Annotated in this window: 19 protein-coding genes; 12 read left to right on the top strand and 7 right to left on the bottom strand. The window is 65.8% G+C overall.

Features of this window, described 5'->3' with window-relative positions:
- Positions 1-3 precede the first annotated feature (3 nt).
- The 3 genes from NKJ07_RS10855 (at position 4) to NKJ07_RS10845 (ending at position 3,501) form a co-directional block, all read left to right on the top strand.
- Positions 4-879 (top strand): SDR family oxidoreductase, encoded by an 876-nt coding sequence (locus NKJ07_RS10855; RefSeq protein ID WP_318566844.1) that lies wholly within the window; start codon positions 4-6, stop codon positions 877-879.
- Between the two features lie 68 nt (positions 880-947).
- A complete protein-coding gene (locus NKJ07_RS10850; protein ID WP_425504641.1) occupies positions 948-2,144 on the top strand; it encodes a DHH family phosphoesterase in 1,197 nt (398 codons plus the stop codon).
- 238 nt (positions 2,145-2,382) lie between these two features.
- The gene (locus NKJ07_RS10845; RefSeq protein ID WP_318566843.1) at positions 2,383-3,501 is read left to right on the top strand and encodes an aldo/keto reductase; all 1,119 of its coding nucleotides are present in this window, start codon (positions 2,383-2,385) and stop codon (positions 3,499-3,501) included.
- Here the strand turns inward: NKJ07_RS10845 and NKJ07_RS10840 are convergent, their stop codons facing one another.
- On the bottom strand, positions 3,502-3,672 hold the full coding sequence (locus tag NKJ07_RS10840) for an HVO_0758 family zinc finger protein (RefSeq protein WP_318566842.1): 171 nt from the start codon (positions 3,670-3,672) through the stop codon (positions 3,502-3,504). It lies immediately after the preceding gene.
- Positions 3,673-3,936: 264 nt separating this feature from the next.
- Here NKJ07_RS10840 and NKJ07_RS10835 point away from each other — a divergent pair, with 264 nt between their 5' ends.
- The 4 genes from NKJ07_RS10835 to NKJ07_RS10820 all read left to right on the top strand — a co-directional run bounded on the left by NKJ07_RS10835 (position 3,937) and on the right by NKJ07_RS10820 (position 7,592).
- Entirely contained in the window at positions 3,937-5,103 is a 1,167-nt protein-coding gene (locus tag NKJ07_RS10835) for an MFS transporter (RefSeq protein WP_318570444.1), read from the top strand.
- A gap of 156 nt (positions 5,104-5,259) precedes the next feature.
- Positions 5,260-6,360: a glycosyltransferase family protein gene (locus NKJ07_RS10830; protein ID WP_318566841.1), complete on the top strand. Its 1,101-nt coding sequence runs from the start codon at positions 5,260-5,262 to the stop codon at positions 6,358-6,360.
- 86 nt (positions 6,361-6,446) lie between these two features.
- Positions 6,447-6,941: a DUF7109 family protein gene (locus NKJ07_RS10825; protein ID WP_318570443.1), complete on the top strand. Its 495-nt coding sequence runs from the start codon at positions 6,447-6,449 to the stop codon at positions 6,939-6,941.
- 51 nt (positions 6,942-6,992) lie between these two features.
- Positions 6,993-7,592: an NUDIX hydrolase gene (locus tag NKJ07_RS10820; protein ID WP_318566840.1), complete on the top strand. Its 600-nt coding sequence runs from the start codon at positions 6,993-6,995 to the stop codon at positions 7,590-7,592.
- 142 nt (positions 7,593-7,734) lie between these two features.
- Here NKJ07_RS10820 and NKJ07_RS10815 read toward each other — a convergent pair whose 3' ends face one another.
- The gene (locus NKJ07_RS10815; protein ID WP_318566839.1) at positions 7,735-8,268 is read right to left on the bottom strand and encodes a TQO small subunit DoxD; all 534 of its coding nucleotides are present in this window, start codon (positions 8,266-8,268) and stop codon (positions 7,735-7,737) included.
- Positions 8,269-8,538: 270 nt separating this feature from the next.
- Here NKJ07_RS10815 and NKJ07_RS10810 point away from each other — a divergent pair, with 270 nt between their 5' ends.
- Both NKJ07_RS10810 and NKJ07_RS10805 read left to right on the top strand, forming a co-directional pair.
- A complete protein-coding gene (locus NKJ07_RS10810; protein WP_318566838.1) occupies positions 8,539-9,321 on the top strand; it encodes a DUF7388 family protein in 783 nt (260 codons plus the stop codon).
- A gap of 89 nt (positions 9,322-9,410) precedes the next feature.
- The gene (locus tag NKJ07_RS10805; RefSeq protein WP_318566837.1) at positions 9,411-10,178 is read left to right on the top strand and encodes a creatininase family protein; all 768 of its coding nucleotides are present in this window, start codon (positions 9,411-9,413) and stop codon (positions 10,176-10,178) included.
- A 47-nt stretch (positions 10,179-10,225) separates the two neighbouring features.
- Here the strand turns inward: NKJ07_RS10805 and NKJ07_RS10800 are convergent, their stop codons facing one another.
- Positions 10,226-10,672: an Hsp20/alpha crystallin family protein gene (locus NKJ07_RS10800; protein WP_318566836.1), complete on the bottom strand. Its 447-nt coding sequence runs from the start codon at positions 10,670-10,672 to the stop codon at positions 10,226-10,228.
- 80 nt (positions 10,673-10,752) lie between these two features.
- Positions 10,753-10,818, bottom strand: a complete 66-nt coding sequence (locus NKJ07_RS24415; RefSeq protein WP_425504759.1) for a DUF7559 family protein — start codon at positions 10,816-10,818, stop codon at positions 10,753-10,755.
- 229 nt (positions 10,819-11,047) lie between these two features.
- On the opposite strand from NKJ07_RS24415, the gene NKJ07_RS10795 reads away from it, so the two are divergent.
- Both NKJ07_RS10795 and NKJ07_RS10790 read left to right on the top strand, forming a co-directional pair.
- Positions 11,048-11,482, top strand: coding sequence for a hypothetical protein (locus NKJ07_RS10795; protein WP_318566835.1), 435 nt, complete (start codon positions 11,048-11,050; stop codon positions 11,480-11,482).
- Positions 11,479-12,657, top strand: a complete 1,179-nt coding sequence (locus NKJ07_RS10790; protein ID WP_318566834.1) for a tyrosine-type recombinase/integrase — start codon at positions 11,479-11,481, stop codon at positions 12,655-12,657. Before NKJ07_RS10795 ends, NKJ07_RS10790 begins: the two co-directional genes overlap by 4 nt.
- Here NKJ07_RS10790 and NKJ07_RS24410 read toward each other — a convergent pair.
- The 3 genes from NKJ07_RS24410 to NKJ07_RS24405 form a co-directional block, all read right to left on the bottom strand.
- Positions 12,654-12,812 (bottom strand): DUF7559 family protein, encoded by a 159-nt coding sequence (locus tag NKJ07_RS24410; RefSeq protein WP_425504640.1) that lies wholly within the window; start codon positions 12,810-12,812, stop codon positions 12,654-12,656. The two genes, NKJ07_RS10790 and NKJ07_RS24410, sit on opposite strands and share 4 nt — an antisense overlap.
- Before the next feature lie 479 nt (positions 12,813-13,291).
- A complete protein-coding gene (locus tag NKJ07_RS10785) occupies positions 13,292-13,843 on the bottom strand; it encodes a hypothetical protein (RefSeq protein WP_318566833.1) in 552 nt (183 codons plus the stop codon).
- 133 nt (positions 13,844-13,976) lie between these two features.
- Positions 13,977-14,054, bottom strand: coding sequence for a DUF7559 family protein (locus NKJ07_RS24405; protein WP_425504758.1), 78 nt, complete (start codon positions 14,052-14,054; stop codon positions 13,977-13,979).
- A gap of 180 nt (positions 14,055-14,234) precedes the next feature.
- Here NKJ07_RS24405 and NKJ07_RS10780 point away from each other — a divergent pair, with 180 nt between their 5' ends.
- A complete protein-coding gene (locus NKJ07_RS10780; RefSeq protein ID WP_318566832.1) occupies positions 14,235-15,074 on the top strand; it encodes a DUF429 domain-containing protein in 840 nt (279 codons plus the stop codon).
- The last annotated feature ends 122 nt before the right edge of the window (positions 15,075-15,196 follow it).

The raw sequence follows: 15,196 nt of genomic DNA, 5'->3' as shown, positions 1-15,196 counted from the left end.
CCGATGAAAACTGTCGTGCTCGGCTGTGGCTACGTCGGTCTCGCACTCGGCCGCCAGCTTGACGACCGCGGCCACGACGTCGTCGGGGTCCGCCGCTCCGACGAGGGCCTCGACGCCGTCGCCGAGGCGGGGCTCGACCCTGTCCGCGCGGACGTCACCGATCCCGAGTCGCTCTCGGCCGTTCCCGACGCCGACTGGCTGGTCTTCGCGGCGAGTTCCGGGGGCCGGGGAGCCGGCGCTGCCCGCCAGGTGTTCGTCGACGGGCTGCAGAACGCGGTCGACGAGTTCGCCGGCCGCGACGCCCCACCGGAGCGGCTGGTGTACACCTCGTCGACGGGCGTCTACGGCGACCACGGCGGCGACTGGGTCGACGAGGAGACGCCGCTGGAGCCGACGACGGAGAAGACGCGCGTCCTAGCCGAGGCCGAGGCGGTGGCGCTCTCGGCACCGATGCCGTCGGCCGTCACGCGCTTCGCCGGGCTCTACGGCCCGGACCGGTACCGACTCGAACGCTACCTCGACGGGCCGGTGACCGAGGGCTACCTCAACATGGTTCATCGGGAGGACGCCGCCGGCGCGGTCGTGTTCGCCCTCGAACACGACGTCGACGGCGTCCTGCTCGTCGTCGACGACGAACCCGTCTCGAAGTGGGAGTTCGCTGACTGGCTCGCCGACGCCTGCGGGGTCGACCGCCCGCCGAAGCGGACGAAAGACGAGCGGCTCGCCGACGGCGACCTGTCGGAGGCCGCCCGGCGGCGGATCCTGACGAGCAAGCGCTGTTCGAACCGACGGCTCCGGGAGCTCGGCTACGGGTTCGACTTCCCGACGTTCCGCGAGGGGTACCGGGCCGCGATCGACGCCTACCGTGCGGAACACTGAGTAATTCGTCGCTCGCTGAACGACACGATGTGGGAATCTTCATGACCTTCGACATTGACAGGGCGGGTATGCCGCCACGGACGGACGCCGTCGTCTTCGTCCCCGACGCCGGTTCGGCGCTCGACGAGGCCGAGTCGTTCGTGCGGATGTATCCGGAACTCGCCGCGGCCGTCGTCCTCGCGGCCGTCGCGCTCGTCGGTGGCACGTACGCCCTCCTGCGATTCAAGCGACCGACGGGGACGCGATTCTTGGAGACGATCGAGAGCCGAGACGAGGTCGCGGTGTTGATGCACCCGAACCCCGATCCCGACGCGATGGCCGCGGCCATCGGCGTCGCGTGCCTCGCGCGCCAGGTCGACACGGCGGTGACGCTCCAGTACACGGGACAGATCCGCCACCAGGAGAACCGTGCCTTTCGGACGGTACTCGACATCGAGATGGCCGACATCGACCACGTCTCCGAACTCGCCGCCGAGGCGGTCGTCCTCGTCGACCACAACGAGCCACGGGGCTTCGCCGGCGCCGAGGGGATCCTCCCCTTTGCCGTCGTCGACCACCACCCCGGTGACGGCACGGGCGAGGCGTTCACCGACGTCCGTACGGACTACGGGGCCTGTTCGAGCATCATCGCCGAGTACTTCCGCGACGTGGGCGCGACGCCCGTCCCGCCCGACATGCACGCATCGGAGGTCGCCGCCGAGTACACGCTCCCCTCGGACGTCTCGACGGGGCTCCTCTATGGGATCCTCACCGACACCAACCGGCTCACCGCGGGCTGTTCGGCCCCGGACTTCTCGGCGGCGGCGTACCTCTACCCGGGGGTCGACGAGGACCTCCTCAACCGGATCGCCAACCCCGAGGTGTCGAAGGAGGTGCTGGAGGCGAAAGCGCGCGCCATCGCCGGCAAGCAGGTGCGCGGCCCGTTCCTCGTCAGCGACATCGGCGCGCTGTCGAACCTGGACGCGATCCCGCAGGCCGCGGACGAACTCATCAAGATGGAGGGGGTGACGGCCACGGTGGTCGTCGGCGAGAAGAGCGGGAACATCTACCTCTCGGGGCGATCGCGGGACGACCGGGTCCACATGGGCCGGACGCTGGAGGCGGCGCTGGCTGACGTCCCCGGGTCGTCGGCGGGCGGTCACGCGCGGATGGGCGGCGCGCAGATCACGCAGAACGACGGCGTCGTCGACACCGACGGCGGCCTCCGCGTCGAGCGCGAGGCGCTCGTCGAGCGCCTGTTCGACTCGATGTCCGGCGAGACGTGAGGCGGTCTGAACGGTCCCGATCGCGAGTCGGATTTCGTCGAGGCGGTGTCCAGTGGGGACGCGTGAGTTGATCGTGTCGAGGCGCTCGTGACGACGGAGACGGTAGCTGGGCGCGGCGGGACCGCCCTGAACCTCCCCGGCCGCCTCGTTCGCTCGGCCGTCCCACAACTCATCGCACACACGGACCGACCAGTGCCAGATATCAACGCCTAACCCCGCCGACCTCGTTCGTATCGGTATGGCCACCGGCGAAGGAACCTGGCGCTACCGCGACCGCTTTGGCGACAGCTTCGGCCGCACCTACTTCCGCCGGTTCGGGCCCGGCGTCGTCTCCTCGATCGGCATCGGCACCTACCTCGGCGACCCCACCGACGCCGTCGACGACCGCTACTACGCGGCGCTCGTCGCGGCACTCGAACACGGCGTCAACCTCGTCGACACCGCGATCAACTACCGCTGTCAGCGCTCGGAACGCGTCGTCGGCCGGGCGCTTTCGGACGCCGACGTCGACCGCGACGAGGTCGTCGTCGCCACGAAGGGCGGGTTCGTCCCGTTCGACGGCGCGCACCCGGCCGACCCCGCCGACTACGTCCGCCGGGAGTTCCTCGACACGGGGCTCGCCTCGCCCGCGGACCTTGCCCGCGGGAGCCACTGTCTGACCCCCGCGTTCGTCGACGCGATGCTCGACCGCTCGCTGTCGAACCTCGGGCTCGACCAGATCGACCTCTACTACCTGCACAACCCCGAGACGCAACTGGCCGCCCGCTCTCGCGACGAGGTGTACGACCTGCTCGAACGGAGCTTCACGCGCTTAGAGGAGCGACGGGCGACGGGCGACGTCGGCGCGTACGGCGTCGCGACGTGGACCGCGTTCCGGGTGCCGCCCGCCCACGACCAGTACCTCTCGCTCGCGGAGGTCGTCGCCCGCGCGGAGGCCGCCGCCGACGCCGCCGGCGCGTCCGAGTCGGGGCTCGCGGCGATCCAGCTCCCGTTCAACGTGACGATGGCCGACGCGTTCACCGTCGCGGCACACGGTGATGGACACCGCGGCAGTGACGGCGATGGCGACGAGGACGGACGGCAGAGCGCGCTCCGGTACGCCCACGAGCGGGGGCTCGACGTGTTCACGTCGGCGAGCATCGGCCAGGGGGACCTCGCGCGGTCGATCCCTGCGGCGGTCGACGCCGAACTCGCCGGTGACACGCCGGCCCAGCGCGCGCTCAACTTCGCGCGGTCGGCACCCGGGGTGACGGCGGCGCTCGTCGGTGCCTCCCGGACGGATCACGTCGCGGAGAACGTCGCCGCGGGGACGTTCGATCCGCTCGGGGCGCGGGCGTTCGATGCGGTGTTCGAGTAGTTATCTCAGCTCTTTCCACTGTCGGCCGCACTCAGGACAGGTTCGGACGGAGAACACTTCGTCGGGGTCGTTCTTCTTCTTCAGCGTCTTCTCGCACTCGACACAGTTGAGCCGCTCGTAGTTGTCCTTGGACAGTTCGCCGTCACGAAGTCCCTTCCGTGTCGATTTCATGTGCGGCCGTTGGAGACCCCTGGGGAAAAAGACCCCACACGGCGTCTGACGCGGGGCCGACAGCGTATCATCCCACAGAGGCGGCCCGAGACACCGGATCCGGGCGCACTCCGCCGACCGTCGGGGCCGCCCCGTCGCCCTGCACCGAGGCCACCGGCGAGGCCGCCGCCGCCCGGTCTCGTGCGCCGAAGTCGGAACGCTTGTCGTCCGTCCCAGCGACGTTCCCCCGTGTCCAGACGCCCCCTCTTCGGTACCCTCTGTGCGATGGCGTTCTTAGTGAACCTCGCACGCGTCGTCTTCGCCCCGCTCGTCGGGCAGTTCATCGTCGTCTTCGACGTCGGCGAGGCCACGGCAGGGACCATCGCGACTCTCGTCTGGCTCGGGAGCGCCCTCCCGCGACTCCCGGCGGGGTGGCTGCTCACCCGCGTCCCCAGACACCGCGTCGTCCTCGGGACGGGGGTCGTACTCACCGTCGCGTCGCTGTTCACCGCCGCGGCGGACACGGTCGTCACCGTCGGTGCCGGTGCGCTCCTGATGGGGCTCTCGTCGGGCGTCTACTTCGTCGCCGCCAACCCGCTCGTGAGCGAACTGTACCCCGAACGGGTGGGCCGCGCGATGGGAACGCACGGCACGGCGTCGCAGATCGCCGCCGTCGCCGCTGCCCCGCTCGTGACGCTCGCCCTCGTCGTCTCGTGGCGCGTCGTCTTCGTCGGCACCGGCGTCGTGGCCTTCCTCGTCACGCTCGCCCTCGTCGTGACCGCACGCCGGACCGACCTCCCGGACGCCGGCGTCGCGGACCGGGACCTCCTGGCCGGCATCAGACGCGAGTGGCGACTCATCGCCGTCGGCGTCGTGATCCTGGGCGTGACCGGCTTCGTCTGGCAGGGGCTGTTCAACTTCTACGAACTCTACATGCGGACGAAGGGCCTCTCGCCCACGATGGCGAAGAACACGCTCACCGTCGTGTTCGCCGCGGGCGTGCCCGCGTTCGTCGTCTCCGGACGGCTCGCCGACCGCCTCCCGCACGTGCCGTATCTGCTCGGCGTCGTCGCCGCGTTCGCCGGGAGCGTCTTCCTCCTCACAAGAACCACCGGACTCCTCGCCCTCCTCGTCGTCACGGCCGTCGTGGGCTACGTCATCCACAGCCTGTTCCCCGCGATGGACACCTTCCTGCTCGACACGCTCCCCGACGAGACGCGCGGGAGCGCCTACGCCGCGTACTCCGGGGCGATGATGCTCACGCAGGCCGGCGGCTCCAGCGCTGTCGGGACGCTCGTCGAGGGCGGTCTCGCGTACGACGCCGTGTTCTCGACGTTCGCGGTCGGCCTCGGGGCGGTGGTCGCGGTGCTCGGCGCGCTCCGACTCGCCGGGCTGCTCCCGGGAACCGCCCGCGGGAGAGCCGCCGAGTCGGTGTCGAGCGATCCCGAGTGACGGTGTCGTGGGGCTGTCGAGATCCCGCGCGACGGCCGCGCCCTGTCGCGTCGCGCTCGACGGTTCCCATGTCGGCTCTGCGTCGGCTCCGCGCCGGTTCCACGCCGCCGAACCGTGTTCGCGGGACTTTTGCCTCCCGAACCCGTGACACGGGTGATGGAGTACGTCCAAGAGCGTGTCACGACGCTCCACGACCTCGGCGGGGCGACGCCCGACGCCCCGGTCGATCGCGCCGCGGTGGTCGTGCCGATGACGGAACGCGAGTACGCCGGCCTCGCCGCCGAACGCGTCCTCTCGACGCTCGAGCGGATCGCCCCCGGCCGCGTCGTCGTTCCGCTCCGAGCGTCCGCCTCGCGGGTCGACGCGTTCGCCGAGTGGCTCGCCGACTACGACCTCCCGCTCACACTCCTGTGGTGTGACGGCCCGGGCGTCGAGACGCTCCTCCGCGACGGGGGCCTCGCCGGCGAGCGCGGCAAGGGACGCGACGTGTGGCTCGCGCTCGGAGCCGCCCTCGCCGGCGACGAGGAGTACGTCGTCTTCCACGACGCCGACACCAAGACGTACGACCGGACGTACGTCCCCCGACTGCTGTTCCCGCTCGCGCGGGGGCACTCGTTCTCGAAGGGCTACTACGCACGGGTGGAGAACCGCCGGCTGTACGGCCGGCTGTTTCGGCTGTTCTACGCGCCGCTCGTCCGCGCGCTCGCCGCCGACCACGACGCAGCGGTCCTCGACTACCTGGCCTCGTTCCGCTACGCCCTCGCCGGGGAGTTCGCCGCGACGCGCGACCTCGCCGCCCGGCTCCGGATGCAGCGGTCGTGGGGGCTCGAAGTCGGGACGCTCGGCGACGCGTTCGCCCACGTCGGCTTCGACGGGAGCGCACAGGTCGACCTCGGCGCGTACGAACACGACCACCGCGCCGTCTCTGGGCCCACGGGCCTGTCGGACATGTCCCGACAGGTCGGGATGGCGCTGTTCGCCGTGGTCGAAGCTGAGGGGGTCCACCCCGCCTACGAGACCCTTCCGGCGCGGTACCGCGAGACGGCCCGCCGGTTCGTCCGCGCATACGGAGCGGACGCGGCGTTCAACGGGCTCGACTACCCGGTCGACGAGGAGCGCTCACAGGTCGACCGGTACGCCGAAGCCATCGTCCCCCCCGCCGGAGACGACCGCCTGCCGGCGTGGGCCGACGCGCCGATCGACCCCGACGAGGTGTGCGAACGCGCCGCGGCCGACCTCCGGGAGGTCCGCGAGTGACCGACGCCACGGACGACGCCGGCGACCCCTTCGCCGCGCCCACGTTGCCGGTCGCCGATCCCGACGAACTCGCCGGCGTCGTCGACATGTTCGGCGCGCTCGCCCGCGAGGAACTGACGCAGGCGCTGGTCGAACTCGCCTACCGCCAGCGCGGCGACGCCGCCGCCGACGAGTCGGCGGTCGCGTCCGCGGTCGACGCCGCCGTCGCGTCGGCCGTCGACCGCTACTTCCTCGTCGAGTACACGCCGGCCGACGGCGCGGACGGGGACGAAGCGCCCGACCCGGAACCGCTGGTGACCGTCGGCCCCGTCGCCTTCCCGGCGCTCCCCGCGGCGGCCGACGACCTCCCGCACATCCTCGACTACCCGACGCGGTCGGTCTCGCGGGGGGCGCTCGCGCGGTCGGTCGAGGGGCGACTGCGCGGCGACGCCGCTCGGGCGGTCGCCGCCGAGAACGACGCCCGGATCGAGCACCTACTGGACGTGACGTACGATCTGGAGGCGTGGGCACCGGTCGACGTCGCCGAGATCCGCGAGCGGCTCGACGACGCGCGCTCGGCGTCGGACCCGGAGACGGGCTGAGACATCCCGCGTTCCATACAGGATTAAGACCTTCGACCCGTTGTATCGTGTATGGACCTCTCCGGCGTCGGTCGGCACACGCCCGTCCCGTTCGAGGGGGCGACGCGGCAGGCGGCGGTCGTCGCGCCCGTCGTCGACCGCGACGGTGAGGACCACCTCCTCTTCACGAAGCGTGCGGATCACCTGGGCGAACACGCCGGACAGATGAGCTTCCCCGGCGGCGGCCGCGAGCCGAGCGACGAGTCGCTCGAAGCGACGGCGCTCCGCGAGGCGCGCGAGGAGATCGGTCTCCGGCCCGAGGAGGTCGAACTGTACGGCCGGCTCGACGACATCGAGACCGTCACCGACTACTCGGTGCGGCCGTTCGTCGGCCGGGTCCCCGCCCGCCAGTACACGCCCGACGAGCGCGAGGTGGCCGAGATCGCCGTCCTCTCGATCGACGAGCTCACCGATCTCGCGAACTACGAGTCCGAACGGCGCGACCACCCCTACTACGGCGACATCCGTATCCACTTCTTCCACGTCGACGGATACACCGTCTGGGGGGCGACGGGGAGGATCCTCGTCCAACTGCTGGAACTCACGACCGACTGGCGGATGCCGCCGGAGGTCGACCGCGTCGTCGACCCGGACGCGGACCTGCCGGTCTGAAACGAAGAGTCACCGTCCGGTTCGACGGCCGAGCCGCCGCGAACACGAGAACGAAGCGAGAGTAAACCGAGAGTGAACCGAGAGTGGCGTCGCTCTCGGACTGGTGACGTCGATGAGAACCCGCGGGCTCTTCGGGTGCCGCTCACCCGAGGAAGTACTTCAGCGCGGGGCGCTGGCGGACGGTCTCGGTCTGCTCGAGCACCGTGTCGACGCCGAGGATACGGCCCGCGGCGAGGGTGCCGATGATGACGAACATCAGGAGGCCGAACAGGTCGCCGTTGACGTAACCGTGGGCCCAGTCGGCGTTCCCGAGGTAGAAGAACACCATCAGGAACGCGCCCCAGAACGCGGCGAACCTGGTGAAGGCACCGACGATGAGCGCGAGGCCGATGAGCGCCTCGCCGACCGGGATGGCGAAGTTGGTGAACCCCAACAGCCAGGGAGTCTCCGCGACGAAGACGAGGAAGCCGTGGATGGGGCTCGCGGCCGTCGCGTTCGCGAGCCAGCCCGCGGCGTTGAACGGTTCGCCGGCGACGAAGGCGAACTTGGTCACGCCGGCGTGGAGGAACCAGTAGCCGGTGACTAGACGCAGAAGGACCGTCAGGTATCCGGTGGTCGATTCGGCGTACGCGAACTCGATGGGCTTGCCAAACCACTCGACGCTGTTGGTAGTCATGATCCTTCTCCACTTCCTCCTTCTCGACGACACATCGTATATACCGATTGTTACTCCCAGCTTCCGGGAAACGGACGTTTCGAGGCGCAGGGCGTGCGTTTCGTGGTACACGATCCGTTAATCCGGCACGTGGCTTCCGCTCGCGACGCACCGGACGTGACCGAGGAACGACAGCGTTTTGTCTCGAACGTCGATACGCATCGTATGGTCGCACAGACGATGGATCGCGTTCCGCGACGACAGTGAACTCGTTCTCAGAGGTGGGCCGACGTGTTGACCGGTGAGCGTGCCGTCGCACGAACGGGCCTCGACGCCGTCGCGCTGAAGCCCGCCGAGTGTGACGTCCGCCGCGCGCTCGACGTCCCGCTTCCGACCGTTGCCGTCGACTACGAGGGGCGCGACCACCTCCCCGACCCCGACGTACTGGCCGAGGTCGCCGCCGAGAAGCGACTCCGGCTCACTACGCCGGTCCGTGCCGACGGCTTCGACCCGCTCGGCGACGACTCGCTGTGGGAGACGGTGCCGTCTGCGGTCCGGCGCGTCCTCGTGGCCGGCCACGGCGCGTATCTCTCCGACGAGGAACGCCGGCGAGCGGTCGCCCCTCGCCTCCGCGCCGCGCGCGACCGGGTGCCGGACGCGTGGGTCGGCACCGAGGGCATCGAACGGCTCGCGCTGGCCGCCGGCGGGACGCAGTACGAACTCCTCTCGCGCTCGACGGTTCGTGACGTGCGCGCGCTCCGGGCCGCGGGGTTCGACGGCCGGGTGGCGGTGTACGCGCCGACGGTGCTCTCCGACGACGAGGACGCCGCGCTCGACGCGGTGGGGGCGTACGCCGCCCGTCGCCGTCCCGTCGCCCGTGCGCTCCCCGACGACGCAGCCACGGACGCCGGCGCGACGGGCCGTGCCCGCGAGGTACTCTCGGCGGCCGTCCGCGACTACGCGCTCGTCGGCGGCCCCGACCAGGTGGCCGACCAGATCCGAGCGCTCAAAGACGCCGGCGTCGACGTGGTCGTCGGCTACCCCGCCCGCGGCGTCGACGAGTTCTGCGGCTGACTGACCACCACCGGCGGCTCGCTTCACCACGCCGCTTCGCCCCGTTCCGCGACGCCAAGCAGTAAATCGCTCCCCGTCGAGCGACCAGTATGAGCACACCGCTCGCGGACGCCTCGACGGCCGACGCCGCCGCGCTTCTCGCCGACGCGGAGATCGCCCTCCTTCCGACCGGCGCGACCGAACAGCACGGCCCGCACCTCCCGCTCGGAACCGACACGCGGGCCGCCACGGCCGTCGCCACCCGACTCGACCGCGAGGGCTGTGTCGTCCTCCCACCGGTTCCCGTCGGTGTGAGCGGCCACCATCGCCAGTTCCCGGGGACGCTGTCGGTCTCGCCCGACACGTTCGCCGCCTACGTCCGAGAGACCGTCGAGAGCCTCGCCGCTCACGGCCTCCGGAAGGTCGTCGTCGTGAACGGCCACGGCGGGAACGACGACGCGCTCCGCCGGGTCGCCCGGGCGCTTCGCGCCGACGGGACGGCGTTCGTCGTCCCCTGGGACTGGTGGTCGAACCGCGACGCCGACCACGAGGAACTGTTCGGTCGGTCCCACGTCGGTCACGCGGGTGCGGCGGAGACGAGCGTCGTCCGGACGCTCGCGCCCGACCTCGTCGACGAGGGCGCGATCGACGACGCCGACGCCGGCGCGGGCGACGTGTGGGGCGTCCACGTCGCCGGCGCGATGGTGCTGGACGACACCACGGATTTCTCGGACAACGGCGTCGTGGGCGTCCCCTCCGAGGGTTCCGCCGCGGCGGGCGAGCGACTGCTCGACGGTGCGGTCGCGGATCTCGACGCGCTCTGTGCGTGGCTCGAATCGAAGGAGTTCGCGTCGCTCTTGCCCGCCGACTACCGCTGAGTCGTCGGACGAGAGACGGACTGATCGGCGTCCGCCACGGGGGACGGCTACGACTCGCCGGCGTCTTCGGCGTCTCCGTCGCCTTCCTCGTCGACGACTTCCACGTCGGTCGCCCGGTCGTCCTTGGGGATCTGGATGCGGAGGGTGCCGTTGTCGGCGAGCGTCGCCGAGGCACCGCCGGCGTCGACGGCGGCGTCGTCAGGGAGCGTCACCTGGCCGTCGAGCGAGAGCCCGCGCCCGGGAAAGCGCATCTCGAAGTCCTCGTAGAACTCCCGGAAGCGGTCGACCCTGACCTGCACCTCGCCGTCGAGAAAGCGGACTTGGACGTCCGAGCGCTGGACGCCCGGCGTGTCGAAGACGATCAGATAGGCGCCGTCGCTCTCGAGGAGGTCGTGCGGGAGGGGCTTTCGCTCTTGGACCCGACTCATCCCGCGACCGACCCGTTCGAGCACGGTGTTAGCGACCGACTCTCCGATCTCGCGAATTCCTGTCATTGCTCGTGTCAGGCGGTAGTGGCCGCCGGGAGAAAAGCGTTGTTCGACGCGGGCGGCGGTGGCGCGAGCGGGACGCCGGCTCAGAGTTCGATGCGCTCCAGCGACTGGGTCTCCCCACAGTACGGACACCGAAGGTCGTCGAGGATGAGATCGTCGGGGACGTCGTACGTGTAGTGGACGTCTATATTTTAGTACACATTTAATGTGTAGTCGACACCTATTTTTATATTCGCTTGGTGAAAGAGCGCTTCTACCGTGGCTCGAATACCTATCGTAACAGATGGCGAGAAAAAAGAAGAAATTGAGTAGTACGCGGAGAACAGCGTAAAGTACGAGAGCGTATCGCAGTTGTTCAGAGCAGCGGTTAATAAGGAGATGGCCGGCGAGTTTGAAAGAGACCATTCTCCTTCACCAGAGGTGATAAAAAAGGTCGAACGACTGGAAGCCGAGATGCGAGAGGTTAATCAGGAGCTCAGGTCTCTCAATGCGAACCTTGCGGACGACAGTAGAGATACCGAGGAACTCGCTCAAGATGTACTAGATGCGATTCCTGTAGCTCCGACTGCGAATAGTGCCGAGATTACCAACTCGGATATGAACTCCGACGAACTTGACGAGATGCACGCACATAACGCACTGAGCCATACTGACTCCCCTTCGACCCTCTCCGGGCTAGCACAAGAATTGGAAGTCGACCGAGGAGAAGTCAAGGACGCAATACAGCATCTCAAATCTAATTTCCTCCCTACCTACGAAATCATCGGCGAGGAAGGCTACAAACATTATCTGAAGCAAGATGAGAGAATATGATTCCAGAAGGTGAGGACTTCCTCCGTCACTACCGGAAGAAGCGTGCCGAAAGTACGGTCCGAAACAAGCGAACTGACCTTAGGGACTACACAGAATTCCTTGATTCAGAGGGTCTTGAGGTCGATGAAGTAACTTGGAAGGAGATAGAGGATTATCTGTATCAGCTCGGGGAGGACGACTACGCAAACAATACCATTAGAAATCGCTTTAACACTCTCCGTGTACTGTACCAGTTCCTGAAGAGGGATAGTGTAGTGAATAAAAACCCTACCGAGGATGTGAAACTGGGTGACTTCGCCTCTCGAAAGAACAAGCGAGAGGAAAAAGCACAACAGAAGCGTGTCTGGTTGAAGAAAGACCCAGAGGACGGTATTGATGAGGTCAGAGACCTCGTTCAAAATGCTCCTCAGCCGATAGTGAGGAACCGCTGCATCATCTTGTTCATGTATTATACTGCGTGCCGTCGCAGCGAAGTTTCCAATGTGCTGTTAGAGGAGATGAACTGGGATGACCGGAAAGTGGATGTATACTCTCCAAAGACTGACAAAACCATTACTGTCCGCTGGCAGCCCAGTCTCGACCCGCTGCTCACGGAGTGGAAAAATAACTACCGAGACTCATACATCACCGCTGCTGATAGCTCATATCTCTTTGTGACGCAGAAGAACGAGAAGATTCACCCTAACCATATCTCACGGATAATTAGGAACGCTGCCGAGAGAGCGGGTATTCAGGACGTTCTATACGTAGACAAGGCTGGAAATAAACGGAGAAGAGTGACCAGTCATTCACTTCGTCACTCTTTCGGTGTCCACTACTTACAGCCTCCGAAGAAGGGTACGCTTGAAGACCTCCAGCAGATTTTGGCTCATGAAGACATTCAAACTACTCAGATTTACGCAGATATCGTCTCAGAACAGGTTGACGAGGCATACAACGCTAGTGCTCCAACTGTGGATTACGACACAAGGCAGGCCAGCAAGGAGCAAATCTGTGCGGTCTGTAACGAGCGCGGGAAAATATTAGAGACTCACCATATCTCCTACACTCCGGAAGAGACCATTGACGTCTGCCGTAGCTGCCACAACCGGATTACGAACGGAGACGATTTAGAGCATTTAGAGCCGGACGAGACCCGCGAACAAGCGATGGAACGTGGCTGGAAACCCGACTAAAGTTCAATTAGTTCGAGATAATCTGTCTCCCCGCAGTATGGGCAACGTAGGTGTTCAATACTGAGGTCGTCTGGGATATCATATGTATAGTGATTCTCGAACATATCTAACTCACAGTCGGTGTTGAGGCACTTGATTTCCTCAGTCTTAGGCATACGTGAACATACTGGCGGCCAGCGGATACTCTTTTCGGAGACTGATGAGTAGCGTTTACAATGCCACACCCGGTAGGGGTCACACCATCCTGATTCAGTCCTCAAAAACAGCACCAAGCCACACAGATTTCCCTCACGAAAGGTCGGCTCAATCGGCTATCTGTATATAAAAGACGAGTGAATAAGCCCCGTATTCGGCCTTATATCAGCTCAAAATAGCCGGTCAGAGCGGTGCTGAAGGATTCATCGGGTAATACAAACCGTCGTGGGGGTCTCCTCGCTGTTCGCCTTTATCCATGTCCGTGCTAGTGACTATCCGTTGTATGAAGTTTTGGTACTGAAATTCATTGATGATAGCATAACTGATTGACTCTTGATTGACTCTTGATGGACATAGGTGAGCAAAATGATAGAAAAATGAGGGGGTATGTGATGCCGATTCGTTTGATTAACGAGACAATTGATGTTTGGAGAGCAAGTTAGTCAAGTGCACTATCGTACCAGAACTTCCACTGTCCATCTTCGGTCCGTAATTCTATCTCACGGGTGGCAGTGACCGGTTCCATATCTTCTCCATCTGAAACCGTTGTGACTTCAGCCAGTATTCGGTCAGTTTCTTCCACGATATAGACTACGTTATCAATAGAGACGTTGATGTCGATGAGTTGCTGATCTTCTTCAACTGCGGAAATCGGGCTATCCGAATGGCGTATTTTGTTGAATCCCGTAGGGTCACCTCCAAAGAATGTGTTCAGATATATCTCAATTACAGTCTTGGGCTCGTTCGTCGACTCGCTACCGTTTGTTCCTCCGTCGTCTATTTCTCCATCGCCCGGTCTTCCATCGCCTGAACACCCTGCGATTGCAACAGATATGCCTAAACCAACTATTTTCATTATACTGCGCCGGCTTCGTGTGGTTCTTCTCCGCTGTCGGTCTGCATTCATATCAGAAACAGAGGCGTTCTCGCTAATGTACTTGCTGACTAGAATTTCACATATGATACTTTTCACTTGGTGATGTGAATTCATACTTCTTCAGGGTATATCGTCTACACAGATGGTAGAGAGCCTTTTCCGTCGAGAGAGGATAGACTACTTCATATTCCCTGTATTTAATTACCGAAGAACTGAGAGCAAGGTGTGCATCTGATACACACTTTATTTAACTGTTGTAATGGTTCTCGAACATGTCCAGCTCGCAGTCCGCGTTGCGGCACCTGATCTCCTCTGTCTTCGGCATAGCTCCCGGTTGCGGGGAGAGGCGGATACGCTTTTCGGAGCGGCGGGTCGGCGGAAACCGACGGCGGGACCGGGGACCGCCACCGGGTGTCGCCGTCGCGGTGACGTCGCCGAATCCGCCGTCACGGCCGGACGGCCGAGCCAGTACGGTTAAGACGCCGTGATGTATCAATACGATATAATGTGTGAGAGTTTCACACCACCGTCCGTCGTCTACGGAATCGTCTACGGCGGTGACGAACGCGAGTCGGGGGGACGGACGTGGGTCTCCCGGGGGGTCGTCACCGACGGGACCCTCTCGGTCGACCGGTGTGCCCCGGTCGAGGAGTGGTTCGACACGACGGCGGCGTCGCCCGGAACGCCGACACTCACGACGTTCCTCGCCGACCTGCCGTCGACAGCCGCCGTCGGCCTCGACTTCCCGTTCGGCCTCCCCGCGGGCGTCGTCGCCGAGGAGAGCTGGGCGGCGTTCGTCCGCGACCTCCCTTCGTGGTATGACAGCCCGGACGACCTCCGTCGGCGGTGCGAGCGGCGCGTCCGGCGCACGGACAGCTCGTCGGACGCCCGGTTCCGCGCGACCGACGGCCCGCTGAGCACGATGTCGCCGTTCGCCGATCCCATCGTCGCGTCGACGTTCTACGGCCTCCGGGACGTCCTCAGGCCGCTCGTGCTGAGCGACAGCGTTCGGGTGCCGCCGATGACGGACCCCCGTTCGGACCGACCGTTCGTCGTCGAGGTGTACCCCACGGGGACGCTCGTCGACCTCGACCTGTTCGACACCGGAGACGAGGACGGCGGCGACGAGGGGGAGACGCGTCGCGCGGAGACGCTCGACGGACTGTGCGAGGCGGCCGACGCCGAGGTCGAGGTTGCCGACGACGTCCGCGAGTCGATCGTCGCGGACCCGGACCGGCTAGAGAGCGTCGTGGCGGTGTACGCCGTCTACCGCAACAGCCGGACGGCGTCGGCACTGGCGGTGTCGGACTCCCAGCGGCTGATCGAGGGACAGGTGTTCATCTGAGAACGTCCGGCAGGCGCGGGGAGCCGATACCCCCCTCCACCGTGGGCGACGGCGGTCACGACGACTTGCCGACCCGGCGTGGTCGCCGTGGGCGTGTCGACGAACGCACAGTCTCTTTGTAA

The organism is Salinigranum marinum, from assembly GCF_024228675.1.
GTDB classification, from domain to species: Archaea; Halobacteriota; Halobacteria; order Halobacteriales; family Haloferacaceae; genus Salinigranum; species Salinigranum marinum.
Note: the sequence above shows the minus strand (reverse complement) of the source record. Positions and strands in the feature narration are given on the sequence as shown.

Excerpts from the sequence above, each read along its gene's own strand:
- NKJ07_RS10835 (WP_318570444.1), top strand. The coding sequence starts at position 3,937 with ATGGCGTTCTTAGTGAACCTCGCACGCGTCGTCTTCGCCCCGCTCGTC.
- NKJ07_RS10830 (WP_318566841.1), top strand. The coding sequence starts at position 5,260 with ATGGAGTACGTCCAAGAGCGTGTCACGACGCTCCACGACCTCGGCGGG.
- NKJ07_RS10800 (WP_318566836.1), bottom strand. The coding sequence starts at position 10,672 with ATGACAGGAATTCGCGAGATCGGAGAGTCGGTCGCTAACACCGTGCTC.
- NKJ07_RS10805 (WP_318566837.1), top strand. The coding sequence starts at position 9,411 with ATGAGCACACCGCTCGCGGACGCCTCGACGGCCGACGCCGCCGCGCTT.
- NKJ07_RS10855 (WP_318566844.1), top strand. The coding sequence starts at position 4 with ATGAAAACTGTCGTGCTCGGCTGTGGCTACGTCGGTCTCGCACTCGGC.
- NKJ07_RS10785 (WP_318566833.1), bottom strand. The coding sequence starts at position 13,843 with ATGAATTCACATCACCAAGTGAAAAGTATCATATGTGAAATTCTAGTC.
- NKJ07_RS10845 (WP_318566843.1), top strand. The coding sequence starts at position 2,383 with ATGGCCACCGGCGAAGGAACCTGGCGCTACCGCGACCGCTTTGGCGAC.
- NKJ07_RS10780 (WP_318566832.1), top strand. The coding sequence starts at position 14,235 with ATGTGTGAGAGTTTCACACCACCGTCCGTCGTCTACGGAATCGTCTAC.
- NKJ07_RS24405 (WP_425504758.1), bottom strand. The coding sequence starts at position 14,054 with ATGCCGAAGACAGAGGAGATCAGGTGCCGCAACGCGGACTGCGAGCTG.
- NKJ07_RS10840 (WP_318566842.1), bottom strand. The coding sequence starts at position 3,672 with ATGAAATCGACACGGAAGGGACTTCGTGACGGCGAACTGTCCAAGGAC.
- NKJ07_RS10795 (WP_318566835.1), top strand. The coding sequence starts at position 11,048 with ATGGCCGGCGAGTTTGAAAGAGACCATTCTCCTTCACCAGAGGTGATA.
- NKJ07_RS10815 (WP_318566839.1), bottom strand. The coding sequence starts at position 8,268 with ATGACTACCAACAGCGTCGAGTGGTTTGGCAAGCCCATCGAGTTCGCG.
- NKJ07_RS10825 (WP_318570443.1), top strand. The coding sequence starts at position 6,447 with ATGTTCGGCGCGCTCGCCCGCGAGGAACTGACGCAGGCGCTGGTCGAA.
- NKJ07_RS10850 (WP_425504641.1), top strand. The coding sequence starts at position 948 with ATGCCGCCACGGACGGACGCCGTCGTCTTCGTCCCCGACGCCGGTTCG.
- NKJ07_RS10790 (WP_318566834.1), top strand. The coding sequence starts at position 11,479 with ATGATTCCAGAAGGTGAGGACTTCCTCCGTCACTACCGGAAGAAGCGT.
- NKJ07_RS24410 (WP_425504640.1), bottom strand. The coding sequence starts at position 12,812 with ATGCCTAAGACTGAGGAAATCAAGTGCCTCAACACCGACTGTGAGTTA.
- NKJ07_RS10820 (WP_318566840.1), top strand. The coding sequence starts at position 6,993 with ATGGACCTCTCCGGCGTCGGTCGGCACACGCCCGTCCCGTTCGAGGGG.